Annotated in this window: 19 protein-coding genes; 10 read left to right on the top strand and 9 right to left on the bottom strand. The window is 67.0% G+C overall.

Translation table 11 applies throughout. The features are described from left to right. The first annotated feature begins 554 nt into the window (after window positions 1-554). The 6 genes from A7D17_RS03490 to A7D17_RS03465 all read left to right on the top strand — a co-directional run bounded on the left by A7D17_RS03490 (window position 555) and on the right by A7D17_RS03465 (window position 10,275). Window positions 555-4,142, top strand: coding sequence for a lamin tail domain-containing protein (locus tag A7D17_RS03490; protein WP_064507822.1), 3,588 nt, complete (start codon window positions 555-557; stop codon window positions 4,140-4,142). A 177-nt stretch (window positions 4,143-4,319) separates the two neighbouring features. Then, a complete protein-coding gene (pdhA, locus tag A7D17_RS03485; RefSeq protein ID WP_064507821.1) occupies window positions 4,320-5,408 on the top strand; it encodes a pyruvate dehydrogenase (acetyl-transferring) E1 component subunit alpha in 1,089 nt (362 codons plus the stop codon). After that, window positions 5,401-6,471, top strand: a complete 1,071-nt coding sequence (locus A7D17_RS03480) for an alpha-ketoacid dehydrogenase subunit beta (protein WP_064507820.1) — start codon at window positions 5,401-5,403, stop codon at window positions 6,469-6,471. The genes pdhA and A7D17_RS03480 overlap by 8 nt, the downstream gene beginning before the upstream one ends. A gap of 1 nt (window position 6,472) precedes the next feature. Beyond that, window positions 6,473-6,856 (top strand): SH3 domain-containing protein, encoded by a 384-nt coding sequence (locus A7D17_RS03475; RefSeq protein ID WP_064507819.1) that lies wholly within the window; start codon window positions 6,473-6,475, stop codon window positions 6,854-6,856. Next, window positions 6,853-8,415 (top strand): dihydrolipoamide acetyltransferase family protein, encoded by a 1,563-nt coding sequence (locus tag A7D17_RS03470; protein ID WP_064507818.1) that lies wholly within the window; start codon window positions 6,853-6,855, stop codon window positions 8,413-8,415. The genes A7D17_RS03475 and A7D17_RS03470 overlap by 4 nt, the downstream gene beginning before the upstream one ends. A 582-nt stretch (window positions 8,416-8,997) precedes the next feature. Then, window positions 8,998-10,275 (top strand): DEAD/DEAH box helicase, encoded by a 1,278-nt coding sequence (locus A7D17_RS03465; protein WP_064507817.1) that lies wholly within the window; start codon window positions 8,998-9,000, stop codon window positions 10,273-10,275. Window positions 10,276-10,585: 310 nt separating this feature from the next. On the opposite strand, the gene A7D17_RS03460 is transcribed toward A7D17_RS03465, so the two are convergent. Both A7D17_RS03460 and A7D17_RS03455 read right to left on the bottom strand, forming a co-directional pair. Then, window positions 10,586-10,918: a DUF6172 family protein gene (locus A7D17_RS03460; protein WP_029218563.1), complete on the bottom strand. Its 333-nt coding sequence runs from the start codon at window positions 10,916-10,918 to the stop codon at window positions 10,586-10,588. A 378-nt stretch (window positions 10,919-11,296) separates the two neighbouring features. Then, the gene (locus A7D17_RS03455; protein ID WP_064507816.1) at window positions 11,297-11,719 is read right to left on the bottom strand and encodes a winged helix-turn-helix transcriptional regulator; all 423 of its coding nucleotides are present in this window, start codon (window positions 11,717-11,719) and stop codon (window positions 11,297-11,299) included. 129 nt (window positions 11,720-11,848) lie between these two features. On the opposite strand from A7D17_RS03455, the gene A7D17_RS03450 reads away from it, so the two are divergent. Further along, on the top strand, window positions 11,849-12,604 hold the full coding sequence (locus A7D17_RS03450; RefSeq protein WP_204377347.1) for an SDR family NAD(P)-dependent oxidoreductase: 756 nt from the start codon (window positions 11,849-11,851) through the stop codon (window positions 12,602-12,604). 197 nt (window positions 12,605-12,801) lie between these two features. Here the strand turns inward: A7D17_RS03450 and A7D17_RS03445 are convergent, their stop codons facing one another. The 4 genes from A7D17_RS03445 to A7D17_RS03430 form a co-directional block, all read right to left on the bottom strand. Then, window positions 12,802-13,608, bottom strand: coding sequence for an oxidoreductase (locus A7D17_RS03445; protein ID WP_064507815.1), 807 nt, complete (start codon window positions 13,606-13,608; stop codon window positions 12,802-12,804). A gap of 126 nt (window positions 13,609-13,734) precedes the next feature. Next, entirely contained in the window at window positions 13,735-16,824 is a 3,090-nt protein-coding gene (locus A7D17_RS03440) for an efflux RND transporter permease subunit (protein ID WP_064507814.1), read from the bottom strand. Next, window positions 16,821-17,969, bottom strand: a complete 1,149-nt coding sequence (locus tag A7D17_RS03435; RefSeq protein WP_064507813.1) for an efflux RND transporter periplasmic adaptor subunit — start codon at window positions 17,967-17,969, stop codon at window positions 16,821-16,823. Before A7D17_RS03435 ends, A7D17_RS03440 begins: the two co-directional genes overlap by 4 nt. A 79-nt stretch (window positions 17,970-18,048) precedes the next feature. Continuing rightward, a complete protein-coding gene (locus A7D17_RS03430; RefSeq protein ID WP_064507812.1) occupies window positions 18,049-18,666 on the bottom strand; it encodes a TetR/AcrR family transcriptional regulator in 618 nt (205 codons plus the stop codon). An 87-nt stretch (window positions 18,667-18,753) separates the two neighbouring features. On the opposite strand from A7D17_RS03430, the gene A7D17_RS03425 reads away from it, so the two are divergent. Next, window positions 18,754-20,214 (top strand): efflux transporter outer membrane subunit, encoded by a 1,461-nt coding sequence (locus A7D17_RS03425; RefSeq protein WP_064507811.1) that lies wholly within the window; start codon window positions 18,754-18,756, stop codon window positions 20,212-20,214. 408 nt (window positions 20,215-20,622) lie between these two features. Here A7D17_RS03425 and A7D17_RS03420 read toward each other — a convergent pair whose 3' ends face one another. After that, on the bottom strand, window positions 20,623-21,054 hold the full coding sequence (locus A7D17_RS03420; protein WP_064507810.1) for a VirK family protein: 432 nt from the start codon (window positions 21,052-21,054) through the stop codon (window positions 20,623-20,625). Between the two features lie 316 nt (window positions 21,055-21,370). After that, complete coding sequence (locus A7D17_RS03415) at window positions 21,371-22,780, bottom strand: FAD/NAD(P)-binding protein (protein WP_064507809.1); 1,410 nt, start codon at window positions 22,778-22,780, stop codon at window positions 21,371-21,373. A 157-nt stretch (window positions 22,781-22,937) separates the two neighbouring features. Here A7D17_RS03415 and A7D17_RS24405 point away from each other — a divergent pair, with 157 nt between their 5' ends. Together A7D17_RS24405 and A7D17_RS03405 are read left to right on the top strand one after the other, a co-directional pair. Then, a complete protein-coding gene (locus A7D17_RS24405; RefSeq protein WP_161946520.1) occupies window positions 22,938-23,333 on the top strand; it encodes a hypothetical protein in 396 nt (131 codons plus the stop codon). 349 nt (window positions 23,334-23,682) lie between these two features. Further along, window positions 23,683-24,441 carry an SDR family NAD(P)-dependent oxidoreductase gene (locus tag A7D17_RS03405; RefSeq protein ID WP_064507807.1) on the top strand — a complete coding sequence of 253 codons (759 nt, stop codon included), beginning with the start codon at window positions 23,683-23,685 and terminating at the stop codon, window positions 24,439-24,441. Window positions 24,442-24,602: 161 nt separating this feature from the next. On the opposite strand, the gene A7D17_RS03400 is transcribed toward A7D17_RS03405, so the two are convergent. Then, window positions 24,603-25,235, bottom strand: a complete 633-nt coding sequence (locus A7D17_RS03400; protein ID WP_064507806.1) for an NAD(P)H-binding protein — start codon at window positions 25,233-25,235, stop codon at window positions 24,603-24,605. Window positions 25,236-25,251: the final 16 nt, after the last annotated feature.

The following is a 25,251-nucleotide window of genomic DNA, read 5'->3' as shown; positions in this document are numbered from 1 at the left end:
GAGGGCGGAGGGCGGAGGGCGGAGATGATCGTGGCGGATTGAGGTGGCCGGTTGGATGCGGTTGGAGTCCGGACGTCGTGCCTGGGTGGATATCGATCTGGGGAGGCGGGCACGGCTGTCGCGCCGGGTAGTCGGCATCGCTGGGGTGGCGCCAAACGTCCGGTGATCGGTGAATGCGGGAGCGGCGGGCCCGCACGGTTACCGGGGTTGTCGTGTCCGGTTCGCAACGCCCGGGGTTGGGCCGCCTGTCGGCCGCCTGCTTGTTGACTCGCGGCCGTGGGTCGGCGGGTGTCGGGCCGGGGGGCGTTTGCGTTGGTAGCCTGCAGACTCGCCAGCCCGTCGGCTGCCGCTCCCGGGCCACGCGCCGCCGGCCAACTCTTTCACCCCTGAACCACCTGGCGTGCCGCCGGCGCGGTCCCGGCTGCTGCGCCGCTGTCACCTTATCGTCAACCTAGGTCTGCAAATTCATGCAGAATCGAACGGCGCTGCCGGCCAGGGACGTGGCCGGACCAGGGGAGCGCTTCACGTCTCACGGATCAGGGGACTCTCATCTCATGCATGTGTTGCAGCGTCGTGCAGCCTTACTTTGCTGTGCGCTGGCAGTTGCCGGCCACGCCAATGCCCAGGTCGTCATCAGCCAGGTCTACGGCGGTGGCGGCAATAGCGGTGCCACCCTCCGCAGCGATTTCATCGAGCTGCACAATATCGGCAGCACCACGGTCAGCCTGGACGGCTGGTCGGTGCAGTACGCCTCGGCCGCCGGCAGCAGCTGGCAGGTCACGCCGCTAACAGGCAGCGTGCCGGCCGGCGGCTATTACCTGGTCAAGCAAGCCGATGGCAGCGGCGGCAACGTAGCGTTGCCCACCCCCGATGCCACCGGCACCCTGGCCATGAGCGGCACCGCCGGCAAGGTGGCATTGAGCACGGCGGCGGCAGCCCTGAGTGGCACCTGCCCCACCGGCAACGCCGACCTGGTCGGCTACGGCAGCAATGCCAGCTGCGCCGAAGGCAATGCGCCCACCCCCGCTCCCAGCAACACGCTGGCGGTGCTGCGCGCAGGCGAGGGTTGCACCGATACCGACAACAACGCAGCCGATTTCGCCACCGGCGCGCCGGCACCGCGCAACAGCGCCAGCGCCCCACGCCTGTGCAGCGGCGGCGGCCAGCCGGTCGCCACGCTGGCCGATGTCAGCCAGGCCGAAGGCAACAGCGGCACCCGCAGCCTCGTGTTTACGCTAAGCCTGAGCCAGCCGGCCGGTGCCGGCGGGGTGAGCTTCACCGCCGCCACGGCCGATGGCACGGCCACCGCCGGCAGCGATTACATCGCCCTGCCCGCCACCAGCTTCCGGATCGCCGCTGGCGAGCGCAGCGCCAGCATCACCGTGGACGTGCTGGGCGACACCACGCCCGAGCCCGACGAGACCTTCGCGCTGCAGATCAGCGGCCTCACCGGCGCGCTGCCGGCCACGCTGAGCGCCACCGGCACCCTCCTCAACGACGACTTCAGCCTGCTGCCGATCCACGCCATCCAGGGCAAGGGCGCACGCTCGCCGCTGGAAGGCCAGGTAGTCGCCACCTCGGGGATTGTCACTGCACGCCGCAGCGCCGGCTTCTTCTTGCAGGCGCCGGACATCGAAGCCGACGGCGACCCGGCCACCTCCGAAGGTGTCTACGTCTATACCGGCAGCGCACCGCCGGACGCCGCCGCCATCGGCAACCGGGTGCGGGTGCAGGGCACGGTGATCGAGTACGTGCCCAGCGCCGACCCGACCCAGCCGCCGCTGACCGAGATCGGCGGCACCTTGACCGTGCTGCTGGATTCCACCGGCAACCCGTTGCCTTCGCCGGTGATGTTGCGCCCGGACTTCCCCAACCCGAACGGCGCCTTTGATCAGCTCGAAGCGCTGGAAGGCATGCGCGTCACTGCCGCCAGCCTGACCGTCAATGCGCCCACCGGCGGCAGCGTCAACGAGATCAACGCCACGGCCACCAGCAATGGCGTGTTCCATGCCGTGGTCACCGGCGTGCCGCGCGCCTTCCGCGAGCCCGGCGTGCAGTTGCCCGACCCGCTGCCGGCCGGCTCGCCTGCCGGGGTGCCGCGCTGGAACACCAACCCGGAAGTGATCGCCGTCGGCAGTGCCGGCGTCGGCGCCGAACGGCTGGATCTGGCCTCCGGCTGCCTGGTGTCCAACGTGATCGGCCCGCTGGATTACAGCTTCCGCCGCTACACGCTGTACCCGGAACGCACCCCGCAGGTGTATTGCATCGGTTCCGACCAACCACGCCCGGCGCCGCGGCCGCAGGCCGACGATGTGGCCGTGGCGACCTACAACATGGAGCGCTTCTTCGACGACCAGAACGACCCGGCGATCGGCGAACCTGTGCTCACCCCGGCCGCGTTCCAGGGCCGCCTCAACAAGGCCTCGCTGGCGATCCGCTACTACCTGCACATGCCCGACATCCTGGGCACGGTGGAAGTGGAAAACCTCAGCGTGCTGCAGACCCTGGCCGCGCGCGTCAATGCCGACGCGGTGGCCGCCGGCCAGCAGGATCCCAAGTACGTGGCGTATCTGCAGGAAGGCAACGACGTCGGCGGTATCGACGTTGGCTTCCTGGTCAAGACCGCCGAGGTTGCCGGTGGCGTGCCGCGCGTGGAAGTGCTTTCCATTGCGCAGGAAGGCAAGACCACCACCTGGACCGAGCCGGCCGGTGGTGTCAGCCTGCTCAACGACCGCCCGCCGCTGGTGCTCACTGCCAATGTGCATCAGGCCGATGGCCGCGTGCTGCCGCTGACCGCCATCGTGGTGCATCAGCGCTCGCTCAACGGCGCCGACACCGACGATGCCGCCGGTACCCGCATCCGCGCCAAGCGCCAGGCCCAGGCCGAGTATCTGGCGCGCCTGCTGCAGACACGTCAGCAAGTGAACCCTGACGAAAAAGTCCTGGTGATGGGCGACTTCAACGCCTTCGAGTTCAACGACGGCTACGTGGATGCGATGGGCACCGTCACCGGCAAACCGTCGCCGGATGCGCAGACCGTGGTGGGCGGCGATGGCGCCGATCTGGTCAACCCGGACTACACCGATCTGACCTGGTTCAACACGCCCGACCAGAGTTACTCGTACGCCTTCGACGGCAACGTACAGTCGCTGGACCACATCCTGGCCAGCGATGCATTGATGCGCACGCCGCAGATCGCATCGTTGTTGGTCGGCCATGCGCGGATCAATGCCGACTTCCCCGGCACCGCGCGCAACGATGCCAACACGCCCATGCGCTTGTCCGATCACGATCCCACCGTGGTGTTGCTGCGCATGAGCAAGCAGGTCAACGCGGACCTGGGCGTGGCGGTCACTGCCGCACGTGCACAGGTCACTGAAGGCGAACGCATCGACTACACCGTGGATGTGGAAAACCGCGGGCCGGATCGGGCACCGTTCACAGCGCTGGCGCTGGTGTTCGACCTGCCAGTGCGGGCACGTGTCACAGCGCCGACGGGTTGGATCTGCCAGAACCAGACCAATGCCACGCAGACCACGTTTACCTGCAATCTGCCCGCGCTGAATCCTGGCGCAAGGCAGAGCTTTACGGTGCAACTCGACACTGGCTCGGAACTGGCAGGACGCACCTTGATGCTGGCCGGGTCGGTCGCCTCGCAATCGCCCGATCCACAACCGGGCAACAACACCGACACCGCATCGGTCACGGTACAGGCACGTCCGCAACCCCGCAGCGACCTGGCAGTACGACTCGATGGACCGACCAGCCTGCCGACCACAACCTTCAATGCCACCTACCGCGTACTGGTGAGCAATGTGGGCGCTGCACCTGCGCAACGCCCCAGCCTGGTGATCGAAGGCAATACGGTGTCTGCGTTGTCGCAGCTGGTGCCGCCACAGGGCTGGCGCTGCGACAAGCAGGTGCAATCGCTGCGCAGTGCCCGCTTCGTGTGCAACAGTGCGGCAGTCGTACTACCGGGGGCACAACTGGCCTTCCAGTTGAGCGTGGCAGCCAAGCCGATCCCGGCTGAAGGCGCGGTTCGAGTGCAGGCCACGGCTACCTCCAGCTCGCCCGATGCCAATCCGTCCGACAACACCGCGCTGATCGTCACCCCGATCGGCGGAGGCGCCGGCCGCCGCTGATCGCACTGCACCACGTCGCAGTTTCTTACTGCGACAAAGGGCGCGGCCTGGTCCGCGCCCTTTTTTTTGTGCAAGCCAGCATCATTGTGTGCTGCGGTGCAGGACAGCGTTTTGCTCCGCCGTCCTTAACATGGCAACTCATATCATTTGAAACTTCTTGATGAAGGTGTCGCCGCAATGAGCGTAGCCGCGCAGTTCCAGATCGACTATCTGCAATACATGGACGCGGACGGCAACCTCGTCCGCGACGACCTGCCGGCCGACGCCGCCAACCCGCAGACCCTGCTGGCGCTGTTCAAGCGCATGCTGTTCGTGCGCACCTTCGACAGCAAGTCGGTGGCCCTGCAGCGCACCGGCAAGCTCGGCACCTACGCCGCCAGCCTGGGCCACGAAGCCACCCACGTGGGCATCGGCGCGTCGATGCGCAGCGGCGATGTGTTCGCGCCCAGCTACCGTGAATACGGCACCATGTTCGAACGCGGCGTGCGCCCGCGCGATGTGCTGCTGTATTGGGGCGGCGACGAGCGCGGCAGCGACTACCCACGCAATGCCGATGCGGCGATCGATTTCCCGATCTGCGTGCCGATCTCCACCCAGTGTCTGCATGCCGCCGGCTCGGCGCTGTCGTTCAAGCTGATGGGCAAGCCGCAGGTGGCGGTGGCCTGCTGCGGCGACGGCGGCAGTTCCAAGACCGACTTCTATGCCGCGCTCAATTCGGCCGGCGCCTACAAGCTGCCGCTGATCCTGTGCGTGATCAACAACGGTTGGGCCATCTCGGTGCCGCGCGCGGCGCAGACCGGTGCGCAGACGCTGGCCCAGAAGGGCCTGGCCGGCGGCCTGCACTGCCTGCAGGTCGATGGCAACGATCTGATCGCAGTCCTCGAAGCGATGCGGCAGGCGCGCGAACGCGCACTGGCCGGCGACGGCGGCACGGTGATCGAGTTCATGACCTACCGCCTCACCGACCACACCACCGCCGACGATGCGCGCCGCTATCGTGGCGAGGACGAGGTCAAGCAGGCCTGGACCCGCGAACCCCTGCTGCGCCTGCGCCGCTATCTCACCGCGCAAGGCCTGTGGGACCAAGCGCAGGAAGACGCCTGGAAAACCGAATGCGGCGCGCGCATCGACGAAGAGGTCAATGCGTACCTGAACACCCCGGTGCAGCCGGTGGAAGCCATGTTCGATTACCTCTATGGCGACCCGCCGGCCGAATTGCTGGCCCAGCGCGCCGAAGCGATGGCGCTGGAGTCGCGTCATGGATGAGCTCAAGCAGGTGCCCGCCGACACGTCGCAGCACGCCAGTGCCCCTTACAACGCTGCGGCAACGCGCGGAGAGATCGCCATGAGTTCGCCCATCACCCTGATCGAAGCCATCACCCAGGCGCTGGCCTGGGAGCTGGAGCACGACCCCGCGGTGCTGGTGCTGGGCGAGGACGTCGGCGTCAACGGCGGCGTGTTCCGTGCCACCGCCGGCCTGCAGCAGCGCTTCGGCAGCGAGCGCGTGCTGGATACGCCGCTGGATGAAACCACCATCGCCGGCCTGAGCGTTGGCTTGGCCGCGCAAGGCATGAAGCCGGTGGCCGAAGCGCAATTCGACGGCTTTGTGTATCCCATGGTCGATCATCTGATCTGCCACGCCGCACGCCTGCGCAACCGTACGCGCGGCCGCCTGCATTGCCCGATGGTGCTGCGCGTGCCGTGGGGCGGCGGCATCCGCGCGCCGGAACATCACAGCGAAGCCAACGAGGCCATCTTCACCAACGTGCCCGGCTTGCGCGTGGTGTTGCCGTCCTCGCCGCAGCGCGCCTATGGCCTGTTGCTGGCCGCGATCCGCGACCCGGATCCGGTGATCTACATGGAGCCCAAGCGCATCTATCGCCAGTACAAGGAAGTGGTGGCCAACGATGGCGAAGCACTGCCGCTGGATGTGTGCTTCGTGCTGCGCGACGGTACCGATGTCACCCTGGTCACCTGGGGCGCGCAGGTCAAGGAAGCGCTGGAAGCGGCCGACAAGCTCGCCGGCGAAGGCATCAGCGCCGAAGTCATCGACGTGGCCACGCTGCGCCCGCTGGACTTCGACACCATTGCCGAGTCGGTGGCCAAGACCGGCCGCTGCGTGATCGTGCAGGAAGCGCCGCGTACTGCCGGTTTCGGTGCAGAAATCGCCGCGCGCCTGGCCGAGCAGTCGATGTACGACCTGGTGGCCCCGGTCGAACGCGTCACCGGCTACGACACGCATATCCCGCTGTTCCGGCTGGAAATGAAGTACCTGCCGAGCGTGGAGCGCATCGTCACCGCTGCGCGGCGTGCGGTGGCTGCCGGCTGACATGCGCGCCCGTCTGCTGTGCGAGCACCGCGCCGCCTACGCCAACCCGGTCCGCTTCCAGGCAGGCCAGCAGGTCAGCGTGGGCGTGCGCGACGAAGAATGGCCGGCGTTTGCCTGGGTCAGCACCGATGGTGGCCGTGCCGGCTGGGCGCCGCTGGCCTGGCTGCGCCCGCTGGGTGACGGCCGGGCCGAAGCCCTGCGCGACTACGACGCACGCGAACTCGATGCCCAGGCAGGCGAGGACGTGTTGCTGCATCACGAACACGGCGGTTGGTGGTGGTCCGAGCGTGCCGATGGCGCGCAGGGCTGGCTACCGGCGGCCGACCTGGAACTCCTCGAAGACACCCTGCCGCCATTGCCGGCGGCACAAGAGAATCTGCCATGAGCGAAAGCAAGACGTTTCACCTGCCCGACCTGGGCGAAGGCCTGCCCGATGCCACCATCGTCGAGTGGTTCGTCAAGGAGGGCGACAGCGTGCGCCTGGACGACCCGCTGGTGTCGATGGAAACCGCCAAGGCGGTGGTCGAGGTGCCCTCGCCGTTTTCCGGCACCGTGGTCAAGCTGGCCGGTGCGGCCGGCGATGTGATCGTGACCGGCTCGATGCTGGCGCAGTTCGCGCTGGATGCCTCGCAGCCGCAGCGTGCCGATGGCCAGGACACCGGCCACGGACATGGCCACGGTGGCGCGCAGGCGCAGGTGCATACGCCCAGCACCGGCCAGAGCGCGGCCGGTCCCAGCGAGCGCGTGGTCGCGTCCGACAATGGCGGTGAGATCGCCGATGCGGATGCAGGCGCCGATGCACCGAGCGAGCGCGACGACGCCGGCACCGTGGTGGGTGCCATGCAGAGCTCCAACACCGTGCAGAGCGAGCAGGCGATCGCAGTCGGCGGCGTACGCGCCATGCCGGTGGTACGTGCGCTTGCGCGCAAGTTGCGCGTGGACCTGGCACAGGTGCGCGCCACCGGTCCGGACGGCACGGTGACGCTGGCAGACGTGAAGCAGGCGGCTGCTGCAGGCACCGCGCAGCCCTCACCCGGCGCGCATGGCACGCCGACCTCTCCCGCCAGCGGGAGAGGTGGTGCGTTCGCCAGTGGTGCGTTCGCCGAAGATCCGTTCGTTCGCGGTCCGTTCGCTGAAGGTGGCAGAGCCACCGGGAGCGCTGACCACGGCAGGGATCGCCCGGCAATTGCGACCCTTCTCCCGCCTGCGGGAGAAGGTGCCCGCAGGGCGGATGAGGGCCAGCCCCGCTCCACCCTCTCCACCAGCGGCAAGCCGATGCGCACCCAATCGCCCGGCACCAGCGTCAAGGGCCAGCCCGAACAGCTCAAGGGCGTGCGCCGCAACATGGCGCGCGTCATGGCCGATGCGCACAGCAAGGTGGTGCCCACCACGCTCAACGACGATGCCGACCTGCATGCATGGCAGCCCGGCAACGACGTCACCGTGCGCCTGGTACGCGCCATCGTGCGCGCCTGCCAGGCGGTACCTGCGCTCAACGCCTGGTTCGATGGCGATGCGCTCAGCCGTACCCTGCACCACCAGGTCGATATCGGCATCGCGGTGGATACCGAAGAAGGCCTGTTCGTGCCGGCACTGCGCAATGCCGACATGCTCGACGCGCACGGCATCCGCGAAGGGGTGAACCGGCTGCGCCAGCAGGTGGAAACCCGCAGCATCGCCGCCTCCGAACTCAGCGGCTACACCATCTCGCTGTCCAACTTCGGCATGTTCGCCGGCCGCTATGCCACCCCGGTGGTGGTGCCGCCGTGCGTGGCCATCGTCGCCGCCGGCCGCGCGCGCTATCAGCTTGTGCCAGTGATGGGCGGCGTGGAGACCCACAAGGTGATGCCGCTGTCGCTGACCTTCGACCACCGCGCCGCCACCGGCGGCGAAGCCGCCCGCTTCCTGCGCGCGATGCTCGACGACTTGGCGCTGGCGCAGTAAAGCCGATCTGCAACAACCGCGGATGCAGGCGCCGGCGCAGCGATGCGTCGGCGCCTGACACCCGCGCTGCAGGGCTGCATCTGCGGGCAATGCAACAGGATGCGAATCGATCGGTTGCACGCGTCCGCAACAGTCACGACACCCAACATGCGCTCACTGCCGGCTGCCGCGCACGGCCTGTCGCACGGCGCGGCGGTGATCGCATCGACCAGGCGGCGGGCGCGCAACGTCGTCCCGGAGGGACACGCGCGCTGTCGATCGATGCACGGATGAAACGCGGGCAGCGCTCCGCACCGGCGTGCACTTCGATCCAGGCGCTTCCATCACATCTGCCGACGTGCCTGCCGCTGCACGCAGCCACCGCGCATCCCGCTGCTGTTCGGCGCCGGATGACCGATGACCGCACATAGCGTCGCGTGCGCTGCAGCGTCACAGCGGCTCACATAGCGACTGCGCAGCCGTCGGGCGGGCGCCGCCGGTGCTCGCACTCCTCATACACTCCGATTCTGAGCGCGCCGTCCACACACCTGACAACTGCTCGCCACGTCCTGTTGGCCGCTCCAAATGCCGGATAATCGTCGCATGTCATTTGCCCACCTCTCGCTGTCGCCACAGCTACTGCCGTTTTTCGAGACCGCGCTGCGCCAGGCCGGCCACCGCACGCCTACGCCGGTCCAGCAGCAGGCCATCCCGCCGATGCTGGCCGGGCGCGACCTGATCGCGATGGCGCAGACCGGCTCGGGCAAGACGCTGGCCTATGCGCTGCCGTTGCTGCAGCAATGCCTGCTCGCCCCGGACACGGCTCCGCGCGTGCTGGGTGTGCTGGTGCTGGTGCCCACCCGCGAACTTGCCGCACAGGTGGAGGCCACGTTGCGGCAGCTGGCTGCGCACCTGCCGCGACGGCTCAAGATCGTCGCCGCCACCGGCGGCAGCTCGATCAATCCGCAGTTGCTGGCGCTGCGCGGCGGTGCCGACATCGTGGTCGCCACGCCCGGCCGGCTGCTGGACCTGGTGGAGCACAACGCGCTGCGCCTGGGCGAAGTGACCACCCTGGTGCTGGACGAAGCCGACCGCCTGCTGGACCTGGGCTTCGGCACCGAGCTCGATCGCATCCTTGCGCTATTGCCGGCGCAGCGGCAGAGCGTGCTGGTGTCGGCCACGTTTCCGCCCGCCATCGCCGCGCTGGCCAAGCGTCGGCTGCGCGACCCACTGCGCATCACCGTCGAAGCGACACCCGAGCAGGCACCGGCGATCGCACAGCGCGCCATCACCGTGGATGCCGCCCAGCGCACGCAGCTGCTGCGCCAGTTACTGCTCGATTACGGCTGGCCGCAGCTGCTGGTGTTCGTCGCCAGCCGGCACACCGCGGAAAAGGTCGCTGACAAACTGGAGAAGACCGGTATCAGCGCACAACCGCTGCACGGCGAGTTGAGCCAGGGCCGCCGCGAACGCACGTTGTCGGCCTTCAAACAGCAGACCGTGCAAGTAGTGATCGCTACCGACCTGGCCGCCCGCGGCATCGATATCGTGCAGCTGCCAGCGGTGATCAACTACGACTTGCCGCGCTCCACCGTGGATTACACCCACCGCATCGGCCGCACCGCACGTGCCGGCGCCAGCGGCGTGGCGATCAGCTTCATCACCGCCGACAATGCGCAGCAGTGGCGGTTGATCGAAAAACGCCAAGGCCTGCGGATCGCCGCCGAGGTGATCGCCGGCTTCGAACCCACGCCCAGCGACGCACCCGCCACAGGCGCGCTGGCACGGCCAGCCGATGACAACGGCGGCATCAAGGGCAAGCGGCCCAGCAAGAAGGACAAGCTGCGCGCGGCCGCGCAGGCCGCGAACAAACCGGACTGACGCGCGGCAGCGCGGCAGATCGTGTTGCGGATGGCGTTGTTCAAATCGACAGTGGCGTGCGGTCACCAGACCTGGTGACCGCACAGCGGGTGCGCAGCGTTGGCTCGCCGCACCACGCGCCACGGTCGCAAGCACCGCCCTGCGCGAGGTGTGCCGGGAATGGCGGGCAGGACCTTGAGAACAGTGACCAGGCAGCTGCGCACGGCGCGCAGAGGCAAGGGTGCGTGCAGGGGATGGCCGATTCGGGCACCGGCTGCGCTGCCTGACGGCGGCGCAGTCATCCCGTCATTGGATCATCTGAAAATTGCGTTCAGTCCTGCTCGAAATCCAGCTCGCCGCCGGCCAGCGCCTCGCCATCGGCACGCGGGGTGCGCTTGGCGGGCTTGCGCAGGATTTCCACGAAGAACTGGTCGCCACCGTCGCCGGTGAGTGCATTGATCGAGCGGATCAGCTCTGCCGGCGGCAGCGGCTGCGCGCTGGCCTCGTCCACGCCGAAGCGCATGTCGAAATCCCAGTAATCGGCCCCTTCCGGCAGGTCCTTGCGGCGCTCGCGGCGGATGTACTTGCGGATATCGTGCTTGCTGGCTTCCAGCAGGCGATCGCGGTTCTTGCCTTCGAGGTTGAGCTGGTAGGTCTTGCGCATGGCGACTTGGTTCCGGAACTGGCCGCCTATTGTGAGGCCACCGGCCGGCTGTGGGTGAATCGTCGGTGCGGCGGCCCGGACACAGCCGCGCTGCCTCACGCCTGCACGCAAGTCAGGCCACCTTGCAACGCCATGCGCGCCCAGAGCCAGGGAGTGCTGCGGCATCTGCGCCACACGGTCGAACGCGGCGCTTCAGGCGCAAAGGCGGGCGTCCTTGTGCCAGATGGTCGACGCCTTGGGCGTCTCAACCTGCACCTGCCGATCGCTCTGCGTACCTGGCGGCGCACGATCGCCTGGCCATACGCCAGGCACGCACCTGGACGCGACGACATCAGCGGGTGGACGGACGTGCCTTTATCCGCAACGGCGCTGCAACGCTCAGCCGGCCTGTACAGACACAGTCACCGTCGCTGATGCCGACGGTGTGGACACCTCCGCCTCGTCCATGCGCCGCTCGGCCGCGATCACCTCATCGGCATGATCCTGGCACCAGTGCAGCAGCGCCAGCAGCGGCGCCTCAAGTGTCTCGCCCAACGCGGTGCGGCGGTATTGCACCGCCACCGGCGAGGAGGAGATGACTTCCCTGCTGATCAACCCGACGCGCTCTAGCCGCCGCAGCGCCTCGGTCAGCGACTTATGCGTGACGCCATCGAGTTGCCGCTTGATGGCGTTGAATCGGGTCGGGCCATTGCACAGCACGGTCATGATCATGATCGACCACTTGTTGGCGATCGGCTCCAGCACCGTCCTGATGTCTGCAACGCGCGTGAGGCTGCACTGGGGAGAGGTTTCCTCTGCCATATCTAGTTACCACAAGGTGCGTAATTGAAACTAAGTATAGGATGGATATCATCTCGTGGGCACCACTCCCCGGCTTGACGGCCGATCGCCGCCGCAGGCCCTCCGCCAACACTTTCAGCGAGTCTCCCCATGTCGATGACTGACCTTCACGAAAAAGTAGCCCTGATCACCGGCGCTTCCAGCGGCATCGGTGGCGCCACGGCCAGGCGGCTTGCCGGGGCCGGGATGACCGTTGGCATTGCCGCGCGCCGCACCGGCCGCCTGGAAACATTGAAGACCGAGATCGAGCAGGCCGGTGGCAAGGCAGTGGTGCTGGAAATGGACGTCACAGACAAGCAGTCGGTCAACCGCGCCGTGCAGCAGCTGCTGGCCACCAGCGGCTCGATCGATGTGCTGGTCAACAACGCAGGCGTCATGCCGCTGTCCAATCTCGACGATTTCCATACCGACGAGTGGGAGCAGATGATCGACGTCAACGTCAAAGGCGTACTGAATGTCACTGCGGCGGTCTTGCCGCAGATGATCGCGCAGCATTCGGGCCATATCTTCAACACGTCTTCGATCGCCGGCCGCAAGGTCTTCGGCCAGGGCTTTGCAGTCTACTCGGCCAGCAAGTTCGCGGTGAGCGCCTTCACCGAAGGGTTGCGCATGGAAGTCGGCAAGAAGCACAACATTCGCGTCACCAGCATCCAGCCTGGCGCCACAGCCACCGAACTGCCTGCGCAGACCACCAGCGCCGAATACCAGGCCATGATGGCTGGCTATGCCGGCATGGTGCAGATGCTGGACCCGATGGACATCGCCGACACCATCCTGTTTGCAGCGCAGGCGCCAGGCAACGTCAACCTCGCCGAAGTCTTCGTGCTGCCGACCGACCAGGTCTGAGCCGTCCTTCGCAGAAGATCCGTGCTGCACCCACACGTGCGTGTCGTCTGGGTGCAGCACTGCATTGCAGCTGCGGCGAGCTGCGCCGCATCACAGCGGCTGGCCCATCGCGTGGCCCGCTGCGCACGCACGCCGTTGCCTTGTCGGCTGCCATCCATCACGACCGCCACCCTTGATGTCGCTCGCTGCGTTGCAACTCACTTCAAGCCAAGCTGCTTGCGCAGGCTGCCATCCACGGCGCTTGCCGGCATGAAACGGCGCAGCTTGCTCAGCAACGCTGCCTGGCCGGCGGGCGTACGCCGCATGCGCCATGGCCCCAGTGCCGCATCCACCACGGTCGTGGCGACGCCAGCGGGGTCCGGTGCGGCCTGGATCTGCCTGGTGACCGCGCCGACCACCACACCGCGTTCGCGGTCGTAATCGGCAATGGGAACCTGCGCCGCCGGCGAATTGCTGCCCAGGCTGGTCCTGGTGTACGAGGGCTCCACCAGGGTGACACGCACACCGAACTGGCGCAGCTCGTGGTCCAGCGTTTCCGACAATCCCTCCACCGCATGCTTGGAGGCGGCGTACACCCCCATGTAGGGCGCCGGCAGGAATCCCAAGACCGAGCTGATGTTGACGATGCGCCCCTGCCGGCGCGCGCGCATCTGCGGCGCCACCGCCTGCACCGTGCGCAGGATGCCCAGCACGTTGGTATCGAAGAGCGTCGCCGCTTCGTCGGTGCTGGTTTCTTCCACTGCACCCACCAGATTGGTGCCTGCGTTGTTGACCAGCACATCGATGCGGCCCGCCCGGGCGATGATGCCTTCGACGGCGCGCTGCACCGACGCCGCATCGCGGAGATCCATTTCCACCAGTTCCACATTCGCCAACGGTGTGGCGCTGACGAGGTTGCGCACGGTGCCGTAGACACTGCAGCCGCGCTGGACAAAGCGCTCTGCGGCAACGCGGCCAATGCCGGACGACACACCGGTGATCAGCACAACAGTTTGCTGTTGCATGGGGAGCCCTTCAAAAGAGAGGAGAAGACGATCAGATGCGCAGCCGCCGGCTGCGCGCGGAAAGGCAATCAACGAACGCGTGCCACAGCTGGCGGCAACGGCGGTGTGGCCACCGTTGCCGCTGCCTCAGGCGTGCTGCGCAGCCGCCGGATCGCTGCCGGTACCGGGCCGGATCTTGAACCAGATCGAATACATGGCCGGCAGGAACACCAGGGTCAACACGGTGCCGGCCAGGGTGCCGCCGATCAGCGTGTACGCCAGCGTTCCCCAGAACACCGAGTGGGTCAGCGGGATGAAGGCCAGGATCGCCGCCAGTGCGGTCAGGATCACCGGGCGCGCACGTTGTACGGTGGCTTCCACCAGCGCATGGAACGGGTCCAGCCCTTCGGCTTCGTTGTGATGGATCTGCCCGATCAGGATCAGCGTGTTGCGCATCAGGATGCCCGACAGCGCAATCAACCCCACCAGCGCGTTGATGCCGAACGGTTGCTGGAACACGATCAAGGTTGGCACCACACCGATCAAGCCGAGCGGGCTGGTCAGAAACACCATCACCATCGCCGAAATCGAACGCACCTGCAGAATGATGATCAGCAAGGTGGCGGCCAGCATGATCGGAAACAGCGGCAACATTGCAGCAGTGGCCTTGCCGGATTCTTCGATGGAACCGGCCTCGACGATGCGGTAGCCACGGGGCAATGTATCGATGATCGGCTGCAACTGCTTGGTGATCGCGGCCGAAACGTCCGGCGGCTGCAGTTGATCATCGACATCGCCGCCGACAGTGATCGTCGGCACGCGGTCGCGGCGGCGCATGATCGGCTCTTCCATGCGCACATCCACCTTGCCCACCTGCGACAGCGGCACGCGTTGGCCGTTGGCGCCAGCCAGGGTGAAGTCGGCAATACGTGCCGGGTCAAAGCGCGTGTCGCCGGCCGAGCGGGCCACCACCTGCACGCTGCGGATATCCTCGCGCACCAGCGTGATCGGCACACCGCTGAGCAGGAACTGCAACTGCTGGGCCACCGCGGTGGAGCTCAGCCCCACCGCCTGCAGACGGTCCTGGTCCAGACTGAAATGCAGCGTGGGCGTGCGCACGCCCCAGTCCGTGTTGACGGTGCGCAGCATCGGGCTGTCCTGCATGACCTGCTTGACCTGCGCAGCGATGCCACGCACCACCTGCGGATCGGCACCGCTCACCCGGTAGGCCACCGGAAATTGCGAGTACGGACCGAAGGTGAGTTGGGTCACACGCACCCGCGCTTCCGGTGCCAGCCCTTCGGCAACGGCCTGACGCAGGCGCAGCTTCAACGCATCGCGTTGCTTTTGGTCATCGGTGCGGATCACGATCTTGGCAAAGGACGGGTCCGGCAGTTCCGGGCCCATCGCCAGAAAGAAGCGCGGCGCGCCCTGCCCGATATAGGCGGTGACGATCTTCGCTTCATCCTGCTTGGCCAGCCACGCCTCCACTTTGGCGGTGGCAGCGCTGGTCTGGTTGATCGAGGTGCCGTACGGCAGCTGCACTTCGACCAATACCTCGGGGCGATCGGAGATCGGGAAGAACTGCTTCTTGACGATGCCCATGCCGACGATCGCCAGCACGAACAGCCCCACCACGGAACCTGCGACCAGCCACTTGCGTGCGACAATACGTGCCAGCACAGCGCGGAAGCGGTTGTAGCGCGGCGTGTTGTACATCGCGGCGTGGCCGCCTTCGATCTTCTTCATCTCGGGGAGCATCTTCACGCCGAGGTAGGGCGTGAACACCACCGCCACCACCCACGACACAATCAACGCGATGCCCACGATCCAGAACATGTTGCTGGTGTATTCGCCAGCGGTGGAAGCGGCAAATCCATTCGGCATGAAGCCGACCGCGGTCACCAGCGTACCGGACAACATCGGCGCGGCAGTATGGCTCCACGCATACGCCGAGGCGGCGACGCGGCTATAGCCCTCCTCCATCTTCACCACCATCATTTCGATCGCGATGATGGCGTCGTCTACCAATAAGCCCAGCGCCAGGATCAACGACCCCAGCGTGATGCGGTCGAAGTTCTTGCCGGTGGCCAGCATCACCACGAACACCGCCGCCAGCGTCAGCGGCACTGCGGCCGCCACCACGATGCCCACGCGCCAGCCCATGCTGACGAAGCACACCAGCATCACCACCAGCAGCGCGACGAAGAACTTGGTCATGAACTCGCCGACCGACGCGTCGATGTTGACCGCCTGGTCGGTGACCTTGCTCAGGGTCATGCCCAGCGGCAGCTCGGCGTTGATCGCGCCTACTTCGCTGTCCAGCGCTTTGCCCAGATCCAGCCCGTTCCAGCCGTCGCGCATGATGATGCCGAGCAGCAATGCCTGCTGCCCACCACTGCGAATGATGAAGGTGGACGGATCTTCGTAGCCGCGCTTGACCGTGGCGATATCCGACAACTTCAGCGTGCGGCCTTGCACCACCAACGGGGTGTCGCGGATCTTCTGCAGGTTGTCCAATGCGCCATCCAGGCGGATGAACACCTGCGGGCCGCGCGTTTCCACCGAGCCGGCGGCGTTCAACGCATTCTGGGTGTTGAGCGCGGCAAACACCTCCTGCGGGCTGACGCCCAGCGTGGCCAGACGCTCGTGCGAGAACTCGACAAAGATGCGCTCGGGCTGCTCGCCGATGATGTTGACCTTCTTGACGCCCGGCACGTGCAGGATGCGCTGACGCAGGGTTTCCGCATCGCGCGCCAGCAACCGCTGCGGCTCACCCTTGGCCTTCAGTGCGAACAGCGCGAAGGTGACGTCGGCGTACTCGTCGTTGATCATCGGCCCGATCACCCCGGCCGGCAGATTGCCCACTTCATCGCCGGCTTTCTTGCGCGCCTGGTAGAACTGCTCCTGCACCTGGCTGGGCGGCGTACTGTCCAGCAAGGTCAATGTGGTGAACGCCAGGCCGGGCCGCGTGTAGGTTTCGGTGCGGTCGTACCAGCGCAGTTCCTGCATGCGCTTTTCGAGCTTCTCGGCCACCTGGTCCTGCATTTCCTGCGGCGTGGCGCCGGGCCAGGCGGTGATGATGGTCATTACCTTGACCGTGAATGCCGGGTCTTCCGCACGACCAAGCTTGAGGAAGGCGACCAGGCCGGCCAGCGAAATCAGCAGGATCAGGAACAGCGTGATCGAGCGCTCGCGTACCGCAAGCGCGGAGAGATTGAAGCGGCCCTCGCTCACGGCTGCGCTCCTGCCGCCGTGGCGGTCTTGGACGCCTTGGTTGCGTTGGCGCCGGCAACGGTGCCGCCGGCGATGCGCACCTGCTCGCCTTCGCGCAACAGATGCGCGCCCAGCGCCACGACACGCTCGCCACGTGCCAGCGTGCCGGCCACATTGGCGTGGTCATCGTCCAGGCCCAGCACCCTTACCGGCCGCCAGCTCACCTTGGCCGGCGTGCCGGAGATCACCCAGACGCCCGGGCCCTTGCCCGCGTCGGACACCGCGGCCAGCGGCACCTGCAGCCCGGCCTGCGTGTCGGCGGCGCTGCCATCGGGGATGCGGATGCTGACCGTGGTGCCCAGCGGCGCCTGCGCCAGCGCGCCATCGAGCACGTAGCGCGCCTCGAAGGTGCGGGTGAGCCGGTCGGCGCTGTCGGACAACTGGCGCAGCGTGGCCGGGGCGGTCACGGACGCGTCGCCGAACAGCGTGGCCTGGGCCACCGAGCCGACCTGCGGGCGCAGCGTTTCCGGCAGCTGGATCACCGCTTCGCGGCGGCCGGCATGCGCCAGCCGCACCACCGGCTGCCCCGCCGCCACCACCTGGCCCGGCTCGACCAGCGTTTCCATCACCACGCCATCGGCATCGGCCAGCAGGTCGGTGTAGCGGTTGGCGTTGCGTGCCACGTCGGCCTGGGCCTGGGCGGCGCTCAGCTGCGCCCTGGCCGCATCGGCGGCCGCCTTGATCTGATCGTAGGCCGAGGCCGAGATGGCGCCGGTCCCGCGCAGATCGCGGTACCGGGCTTCATCGTCGGCGGTCTGCTGGGCGCGGGCGCGGGCAGCGGCCACGGCATCTTGCTGCGCACGTGCGGCCAGTTGCAGATCCACCGGATCGATGCGCAGCAGCGCCTGGCCGCGCTTGACCCGCTGGCCGGCATCGACCAGCCGCTCGGACACCTTGCCGGCAACCCGGAAACCCAGATCGCTCTGGACCCGGGCCGCGACGGTGCCGGAAAAACTGCGCGCTGCCGCATTCGCGTCGCCCACCGTGGCCACCCGGACCAGCGGCGTGGCGGTGCGGGGATCGGGCTGCGCCGTCCCGCCGCAGGCACTCAGTGCCAGCGGCAGGACACACAGGACGGAGCTGACAACAAGACGGTGCCGAAGCATGGGAATCCCGAAGCGATCTGGTGAAGGCTCGCATCCTGGGACTTGTGACCAATAAGGTCAATAGTCACCACCAACTTTTTTACGGCGAGAGGCTCCGCAACACGACCCCGGACAACAGTGCAGGCACTTCGTCGGCATGTTCCAGGCTGTGCTGCAGCAGCAATGGATTGATGTACGGGCGCATGACCAGATAGATGGCAGCACTGGCTTCGTCCAGCGGCGTCTTGCGCTCGAAGTCGCCACTGGCACGCCCTTCCTGCAGGATGTCCTGCAGCAGTTTCTGCAGGCGCGCCTCGTAAGCGACCACCGACTGCCAGCGCTCCACCGCCGCGGAAGTGGCGATTTCGTACAGCTTGCGCTCACGCGAAAACAGCCGAAGGCTGGCCTCGATCACCACCTTGAACATGCGCCGCAGCTTCTCTGCCGGCAGCTCCGCCTCGGCCACGGCTGCCTGCACCTCCTGCTCGATCTCGCGCAGGCAATGGGTGCAGATCATCTCGCCGATGGCCTGCTTGGATTCGAAGAACTTGTAGATGTAGGCCTTGGAAAAGCCGATCGCCTTGGCCAGATCGGACACGGCGGTCTTCTCGTAGCCGTAGCGGCTGAAATGCTCGGTGGCCGCGGCCACGATCTGGTCGCGCACGTCGTGATCGGCCGGCCCACGGCCTGAAACCGGGTAACTGGATGCTTTGCTCATGCCGACAGCTTAGCGCCGTCGCTGTCGACTTACAAAAGTGACCATTTCGTACTATAGTCACTCACCTTTCAACGCTCCGGTCCCGTCATGCCGTCACTCCGCCTCCTTGCAGTGCTCGTTGCCGCCAGCCTCGCGACAGGCTGCGCGGTCGGTCCCGACTACACCCGTCCGGACGCCCCGCTCCCCGACCGCTACGTTGGCCAGGCCGAGGTCGCCGCGCGCCCTGCCACTGCCCAGTCGGACCTCACTACCTGGTGGAGCAGCTTCAACGACCCGGACCTGAGCCGCTATGTCAGCGCCGCCCTGGCGCAAAACCTGGACCTGGCCCAGGCCACCGCGCGGGTAACCCAGGCCCGCGCCGGGCTGAGCGCGGCAACCGCGGCGCTGCTGCCATCGGGCACCCTCTCCGGCAGTGCGACGCGTGCCTACCAGTCGCTGGAAACACCGCTGGGGCAGGTGCTCGCCAGCACCCCCGACTTCGACCGCTACGCCAGCCTTTACGACGCCAACCTGGGCGCCAGCTGGGAGCTGGACCTGTTCGGCGGCCTGCGTCGCGGGCGCCAGGCGGCGTTGGCCGACTATCAGGCCAGCGAAGCCGGTGCGGCGGCCACCCGCTTGGCGGTAGCCGCGCAGACTGCCGACATCTACATCAGCATCCGTGGCCTGCAGGCGCGGCTGGACGTGGCCCGTCGCCAGGTCGCCACCCAGCAGGGCCTGGTGTCGATGGTGACGCTGCTGCACGACAAGGGCCTGGCGGCAGACCTGCAGCTGCAGCAGGCCCACGGTGCGCTCGCCCAGGCACAGGCCACGGTGCCGGGACTGGAAGCGGGGCTGGTGACTGCGATGAACGCGCTCGATGTGATGCTGGGCGTCGTGCCCGGCACCCACCATGCCGAGTTGGCGGCCAGCAAACCCATCCCGCTGGCGCCGCAGATTGCCGACTGCGGCTCGCCGGCCGAGCTGTTGCGCCGCCGGCCCGACCTGATCGCGGCCGAGCGCCGGCTGGCCGCGTCCAATGCGCGCATCGGCGTGGCGATGTCCGAGTACTACCCCAAATTTTCGCTGAGCGGGCTGCTCGGCAGTGCGACGGCCCTCTCCGGCGCCAATCTGTTCACCGGCGATGCCGCGCAGGCGTCCGGCGTGCTGGGGTTGCGCTGGCGGCTATTCGATTTCGGCCGCATCAACGCGCAGATTGCCCAGGCCAAGGGCCAGGAAGCCGAGCAATTGGCGGCCTACCGGCTGGCGGTGCTGCGTGCCACCGAAGATGTCGAAAATGCCTTCGTCGCGCTGGTGAAACGCGAGCAGCAGGCCAGCGTGCTGGCGCAAGGCGTGGATGCGTTGGGCAAGGCGCGCGGCGCCTCGGCACTGGCCTATGAAAAAGGCACGGTCAGCCTGATCGAAGTGCTGAACGCCGACGACAGCCTGCTGCGTGCCTCCGATGCGCAGGTGCAGGCACGCACCGAAGCTGCGCGCAGTGCGGTCGCTACGTTCAGGGCCTTGGGTGGCGGTTGGCAGACTGGCGGCGATGAAGGGGTGGCGGTGCAGTAATAGCAGTAGCAGCAGCGGCTCGCGCCATGGCGCACAACGCCGCCGATTGCCAGCGTTCGTGCAGGTGATGCCTGCATGCTTCGGTGCCTGCTCACCAGACGCCGCGCGTGGCTGTGCCCCGACACTCACCCCACCCCCTCTCCCGCAGGAGAGGGGCTGCGGCTGCGCGCACTACTTCCGCATTATGAAGAGAATCCCTTCTCCCGCCGGGAGAAGCTGCCCCGCAGGGGCGGATGAGGGTACGTGCGCAGCCTCGATTGCTTGCGCACCTTGTCATCACCTCACGAGCGTCGCGATGCCACGTCTTGCTACAACATCGCAAGTCCGAATGTACAACGTCGACGCGTGCAATTTCGATGCACAACTCCGAGCGTCCAACGCACGTAGCGCCTTGCGCGTTGACCGCAATCAATCGGCATGGAAACGAATGCCCTGATTGATCGTGCACAGATACGCCAGCATCGGTCCGCGCTGCTGCAGTGCCGGCAGGTCGTACATGTAGGTGGTGAAGCGCACGCTGCCATCCGGACGCAGTTGGTACCGCATGAACTGCTGGATCGGCTTGCCGTCGTTGGCCACGGTGAAATGCGAGCCGGAGAACGCGGCCGTGCCATCCTCGGTGATGCGGTAGGCATCGATATGCCGGCCGCCGCGCGTCTGGCTGGCCGGCGTGCCCTGTTCGGGCGTGCAGCGACTGAGATCGGTGGTCAGGCTGACGTCGTAACCGGCATCCAGTGCAGCGATGACGTCGGCACGCGTATTGAGCGATTCGCTGGCCATGGCAGGCAGGGCACAGGCACTGAGCGCAGCGGCAAAGATAGCGGAAGCGAGACGGGGCATGGCGAACTCCAGGCAGACGAGGGAATCAAGCGCCCTGGACATCAGAGATGTTCAGGGCAAGCACCATGCCCCGGTCCTGCACGACAATGCGCGCCGCACTACGCATCGCGCTGCATGTTTGCGTTGTTCGACAAAGCGCGTGCACGGGTGCACAGTTCTGACGACGCCTGCCTGGACAGCGCCGTCCTGCACTTGCTCGATACGGCCAGCGTGCGCGCACCGATGCACCGCATCACTGACAAAGTGACGTCACACCAGATCCGCGTACACCTGCGAGTACGCACGCCAACAAGGAAAGCGAAACACAGCCCCCGCCTTACAAGCGCGCATTGACCTCGCGCGGCACCTGTTCGGGTTCCGGCTGTAACGCCGGCGTTGCGCCCAGCAGCAGTCGATCGGCCAGTGCGCGCGTGGCCACGCGCAACTCGGGAACGGCGGTGATTTCCCAATAACGCCCGCGCAGCAGCGGCCCCACGCAGTACAGCCCCGGCACGATCTGCCCGGTGCCATCGCGCACGCGCAGTTGCGCGTCGGTATCCACGCCCAGTCCCAGTGGGTCGGCGCGCAGCAGGCCGGCTTCGCGCATGCCGGCGATCAATGGGTCGCTGGTCCGGTCGATATCGGTGTCCAGGCCGGTAGCGCGAACAACCGCGTCGAACCGCAGCGTCTGCGCATCGGCCGCGCCGCGCGCGCGGATCACCGCTTCCACACCATCCGGAACCCAGCGTGCACGCAGCAGCCGCGCAGCGACAACCTGTAGCTGGCCGCCGGCCTGCAATTGCGCCAGTTGCTCCGCTGCGCCCGGCGCCACGCGATGCCGCGCTACTTCCCAGTACGGGCGCAGATGGCGCAGGAAGCGCGCACGCTGCGATAGTTCCAGGCGTTGCCACAGCGGCTGCAGATGCGGGCGCAGCGCATCCACCACGCGCCGCCAGTCGTCCACCACTGCGCTCAGTTGGCGCACACCGCGCAACAGGCCGCGCAGGTCGGCGTCCTTGAGCGCGCGTTGCAGATGCGGCGGCAACTCCAGCGGTGCGCCGGGCTGGCGCAGATGCGCCTGCGGTGCGAGCCCGCGCCGCGAGATCGCCAGCAGCCGTCCCCTGTGCCCGCGCGCGTGCAGGGTCAGCGCCACATCGACCATGGTCAGGCCCGCGCCGACGATCAGTACATCGTCATCCGGTGACAACCGCGCCAGCGCATCGCCCTGCCACGGCCAGCCGATGTAGCGCGGATGCACGCTCAAGCGCGGGCCGATGCCGGCCAGCGCCTGCGGCTGCAGCCCACCCACCGCCAACACCACGCGGTCGCTGTGGAAGGCATCGCCGTTGGCCAGGAACACGCGAAACCCCTTGCGCACCCGCTCCACTGCCACCGCCTCCTGCGACAGCCGCACGATCGAGGCCTGCGCGCCGCTCACTGCCGCATCCAGTTCGCTGCGCAGATAGTCGCCATAGGCCAGCCGCGGCAGGAATTCCAATCGCCCGCTATCGCCCAGATGCAACGTGTCGGCAAAGGCGCCCGGCGCCTGCGCGTCGATGCCCAGATCCTTGGCGCGCACATTGAGCAGGTGCTCCGGTCGCGCCGCGCCATAGGCGATGCCGCTGCCGAAAGTGTCGGCCACGCCGACCAGCGTGATGCGCACCTGTGCGTCGGCCGTCTGCGCCAGCGCACGGACCAGCGCGGTGCCGCAGAAGCCGGCACCGATGACGGTGATATGGGTTTCCATGTGCAACTCCCCACTGAATGACCCGCACGTTGTGCCCGCAGCGCGCCGCCGGTGTGTAAACGTTTGGTTAGCGACGAGCAGCCAGAAAGGCATGAGCTGATCGCCAGCGGTGATGAGGCTTATGGGGCAAGCAGCGGCTGGCGCACATGGCAATGAGATGACAGCGGTCGCCACTGCAATCGACCAGATCAATCGACGATGTTGGCAGCGGCTTGGCTCGCTGTTGCGCAAGGACGCCTGGTTACCTGCATCCCGGGAAAGCGCGCCAACGATGGGCATGAGAATGCCGGAGGCAGGGGCTGGCGCGGGTGTGTGCTCGTTCGCGTCGTTGCCGGTTTTGAAGGACGCTCTTTCTAATCTTCTGCTCGAGCACCTTGTGCAGGGCGGCCAACCTTGGCTTCACAGTACAGGGCCGTTGGCTGTGGCTGTGGCTGTGGCTGTGGCTGTGGCTTTGGCTTTGGCTTTGGCTTTGGCTTTGGCTTTGGGTTTGACCTTGGCTTGCGCTTTGGTTCGTGCGTTGTCACGGGCGATCAGGCTTCGCTTCCGGGCTTGATGGTGCAACGGATCTTCCCGTCAACACCGGCGCGGACGCTGAGGTATGCAGGTGCTTATGCCGGCGTGGATATCGATCGGGGTGATGGCTCTGATATGGCCCATTGCGCCGGCATGGCTGCTGTGTCGGTACGGGCCACTAGCCAGATGACATCCGCCAGCGCAGATAGGCGACGCATGCTGCCGCAGCAGGCAGTTGCTCCGATGGACGCCCCACTACATAGTGCATGGAGCAACGTCACATCCCGAAACGTCGCGTTGCACACTGCTCTACGCGCAAGATCCAGCCGTCAGGACTCATGCAGCGCCAGCTGCCCGATAATGCGAGTCTCTGTTCTCTGGTATCTGGCATGTCCAACTCCGCATCTCCTCCGCAACGTGTCCTGATCGCCGGTGGCAGCCGCGGCATTGGCTTGGCGATCGCCGACGCATTCGTGCGCAATGGCGCGCGGGTGTCGATCTGTGCGCGCAACCCCGAGGGCCTGGCACAGGCGGCGCAGATGCTGGCGGCACTCGGTACGCCGGTGCACACCCTGCCCTGCGACCTGGCCGACGTGGCACAGATCGAGCACTACGTGCAGGCCGCCGCGCAGGCACTGGATGGTCTGGATGTGGTCGTCAACAATGCCTCCGGCTACGGTCACGGCACGGACGATGCCAGTTGGCAGGCCGGCCTGGAGATCGACCTGATGGCGGCCGTGCGCTGCAACCGCGCGGCACTGCCACATCTGCGCCGCAGTGCGGATGCGGTGATCCTCAACATCAGCTCGATCAACGCGCAGCGCCCGACGCCGCGCGCGATTGCCTACTCCACCGCCAAGGCCGCGCTGAATTACTACACCACCACCCTGGCGGCCGAGCTGGCGCGCGAACGCATCCGCGTCAATGCCATCGCACCGGGCTCGATCGAATTTCCAGACGGGCTATGGGACCAGCGCAGGCGCGAAGAGCCGGAACTGTACGCACGCATCCGCGACAGCATTCCGTTCGGCAGTTTCGGGCAGGTGCAGCATGTCGCTGACGCCGCCTTGTTCCTGGCCTCGTCGCAGGCGCGCTGGATCACCGGGCAGGTGTTGGCGGTGGATGGTGGGCAGTCGCTGGGCGTGTGAGCAACTGCTGTGCCAGCGAGGATGCCGCTGCACTCACCTTGGTAGGAGCGCGCCAGAGCGCGACGCGGCATTACCAGTGAGGGCTCATCACGCTCGGGAGCGCTCCTACGAAGACACTCAGGCTTGCATCCCTCCCCCTGCGAGCACGCGCAGGGCGACGGTCAGCCAACCAGTTCCGCCGCCTCAACACTGTGCTCGCCGCGCGCCGGTGCCAACGCTGCGCTTACCATCGCCGCGGCAATCCGCTCGGCCGGATTGATGCGGAACCGGCGCGGCAGGATCGGGCCCAGTGCACCCAGCACCAGGCTGCCGATATGCTCGCCGGTGCGGCGCTCCTCGCGTTCGCCACCGATCAGGCCCGGGCGTACGAAGGTGAGCGACGGAAAACCGACCTCGCGCAGGTCGCGTTCCAGCTCGCCCTTGACCCGGTTGTAGAAGATGCGCGAGCGCGCGTCGGCGCCGGCCGCCGAGTTCAGTACGAACACCGAGGTGCCCTGCGCGCAGGCGGCGCGCGCCAGCGCCATCGGGTAATCGTGATCGATGCGATAGAAGGCCTCGCGCGAGCCGGCCTGTTTCATCGTGCTACCCAAGGCGCAGATGGCCGCTTCCATGCGCGGTGCAGTCCAGCTGGACAGGCGTTCAAAATCGATCACCTGGCTACGCAGCTTGGGATGGATCTGCGTCAGCGGGCGACGCGTCACCGCCACCACGCCGGTGCAGCGGGCATCGGACAGCAACTGCTGCAACACCTGCTTGCCGACCAACCCGGTGGCTCCTGCCAGCAATACGTCCATCAGACCATCCTCGCCA

The sequence above is a fragment of the Xanthomonas floridensis genome (assembly GCF_001642575.1).
Taxonomy (GTDB): Bacteria; Pseudomonadota; Gammaproteobacteria; order Xanthomonadales; family Xanthomonadaceae; genus Xanthomonas; species Xanthomonas floridensis.
Note: the sequence above shows the minus strand (reverse complement) of the source record. Positions and strands in the feature narration are given on the sequence as shown.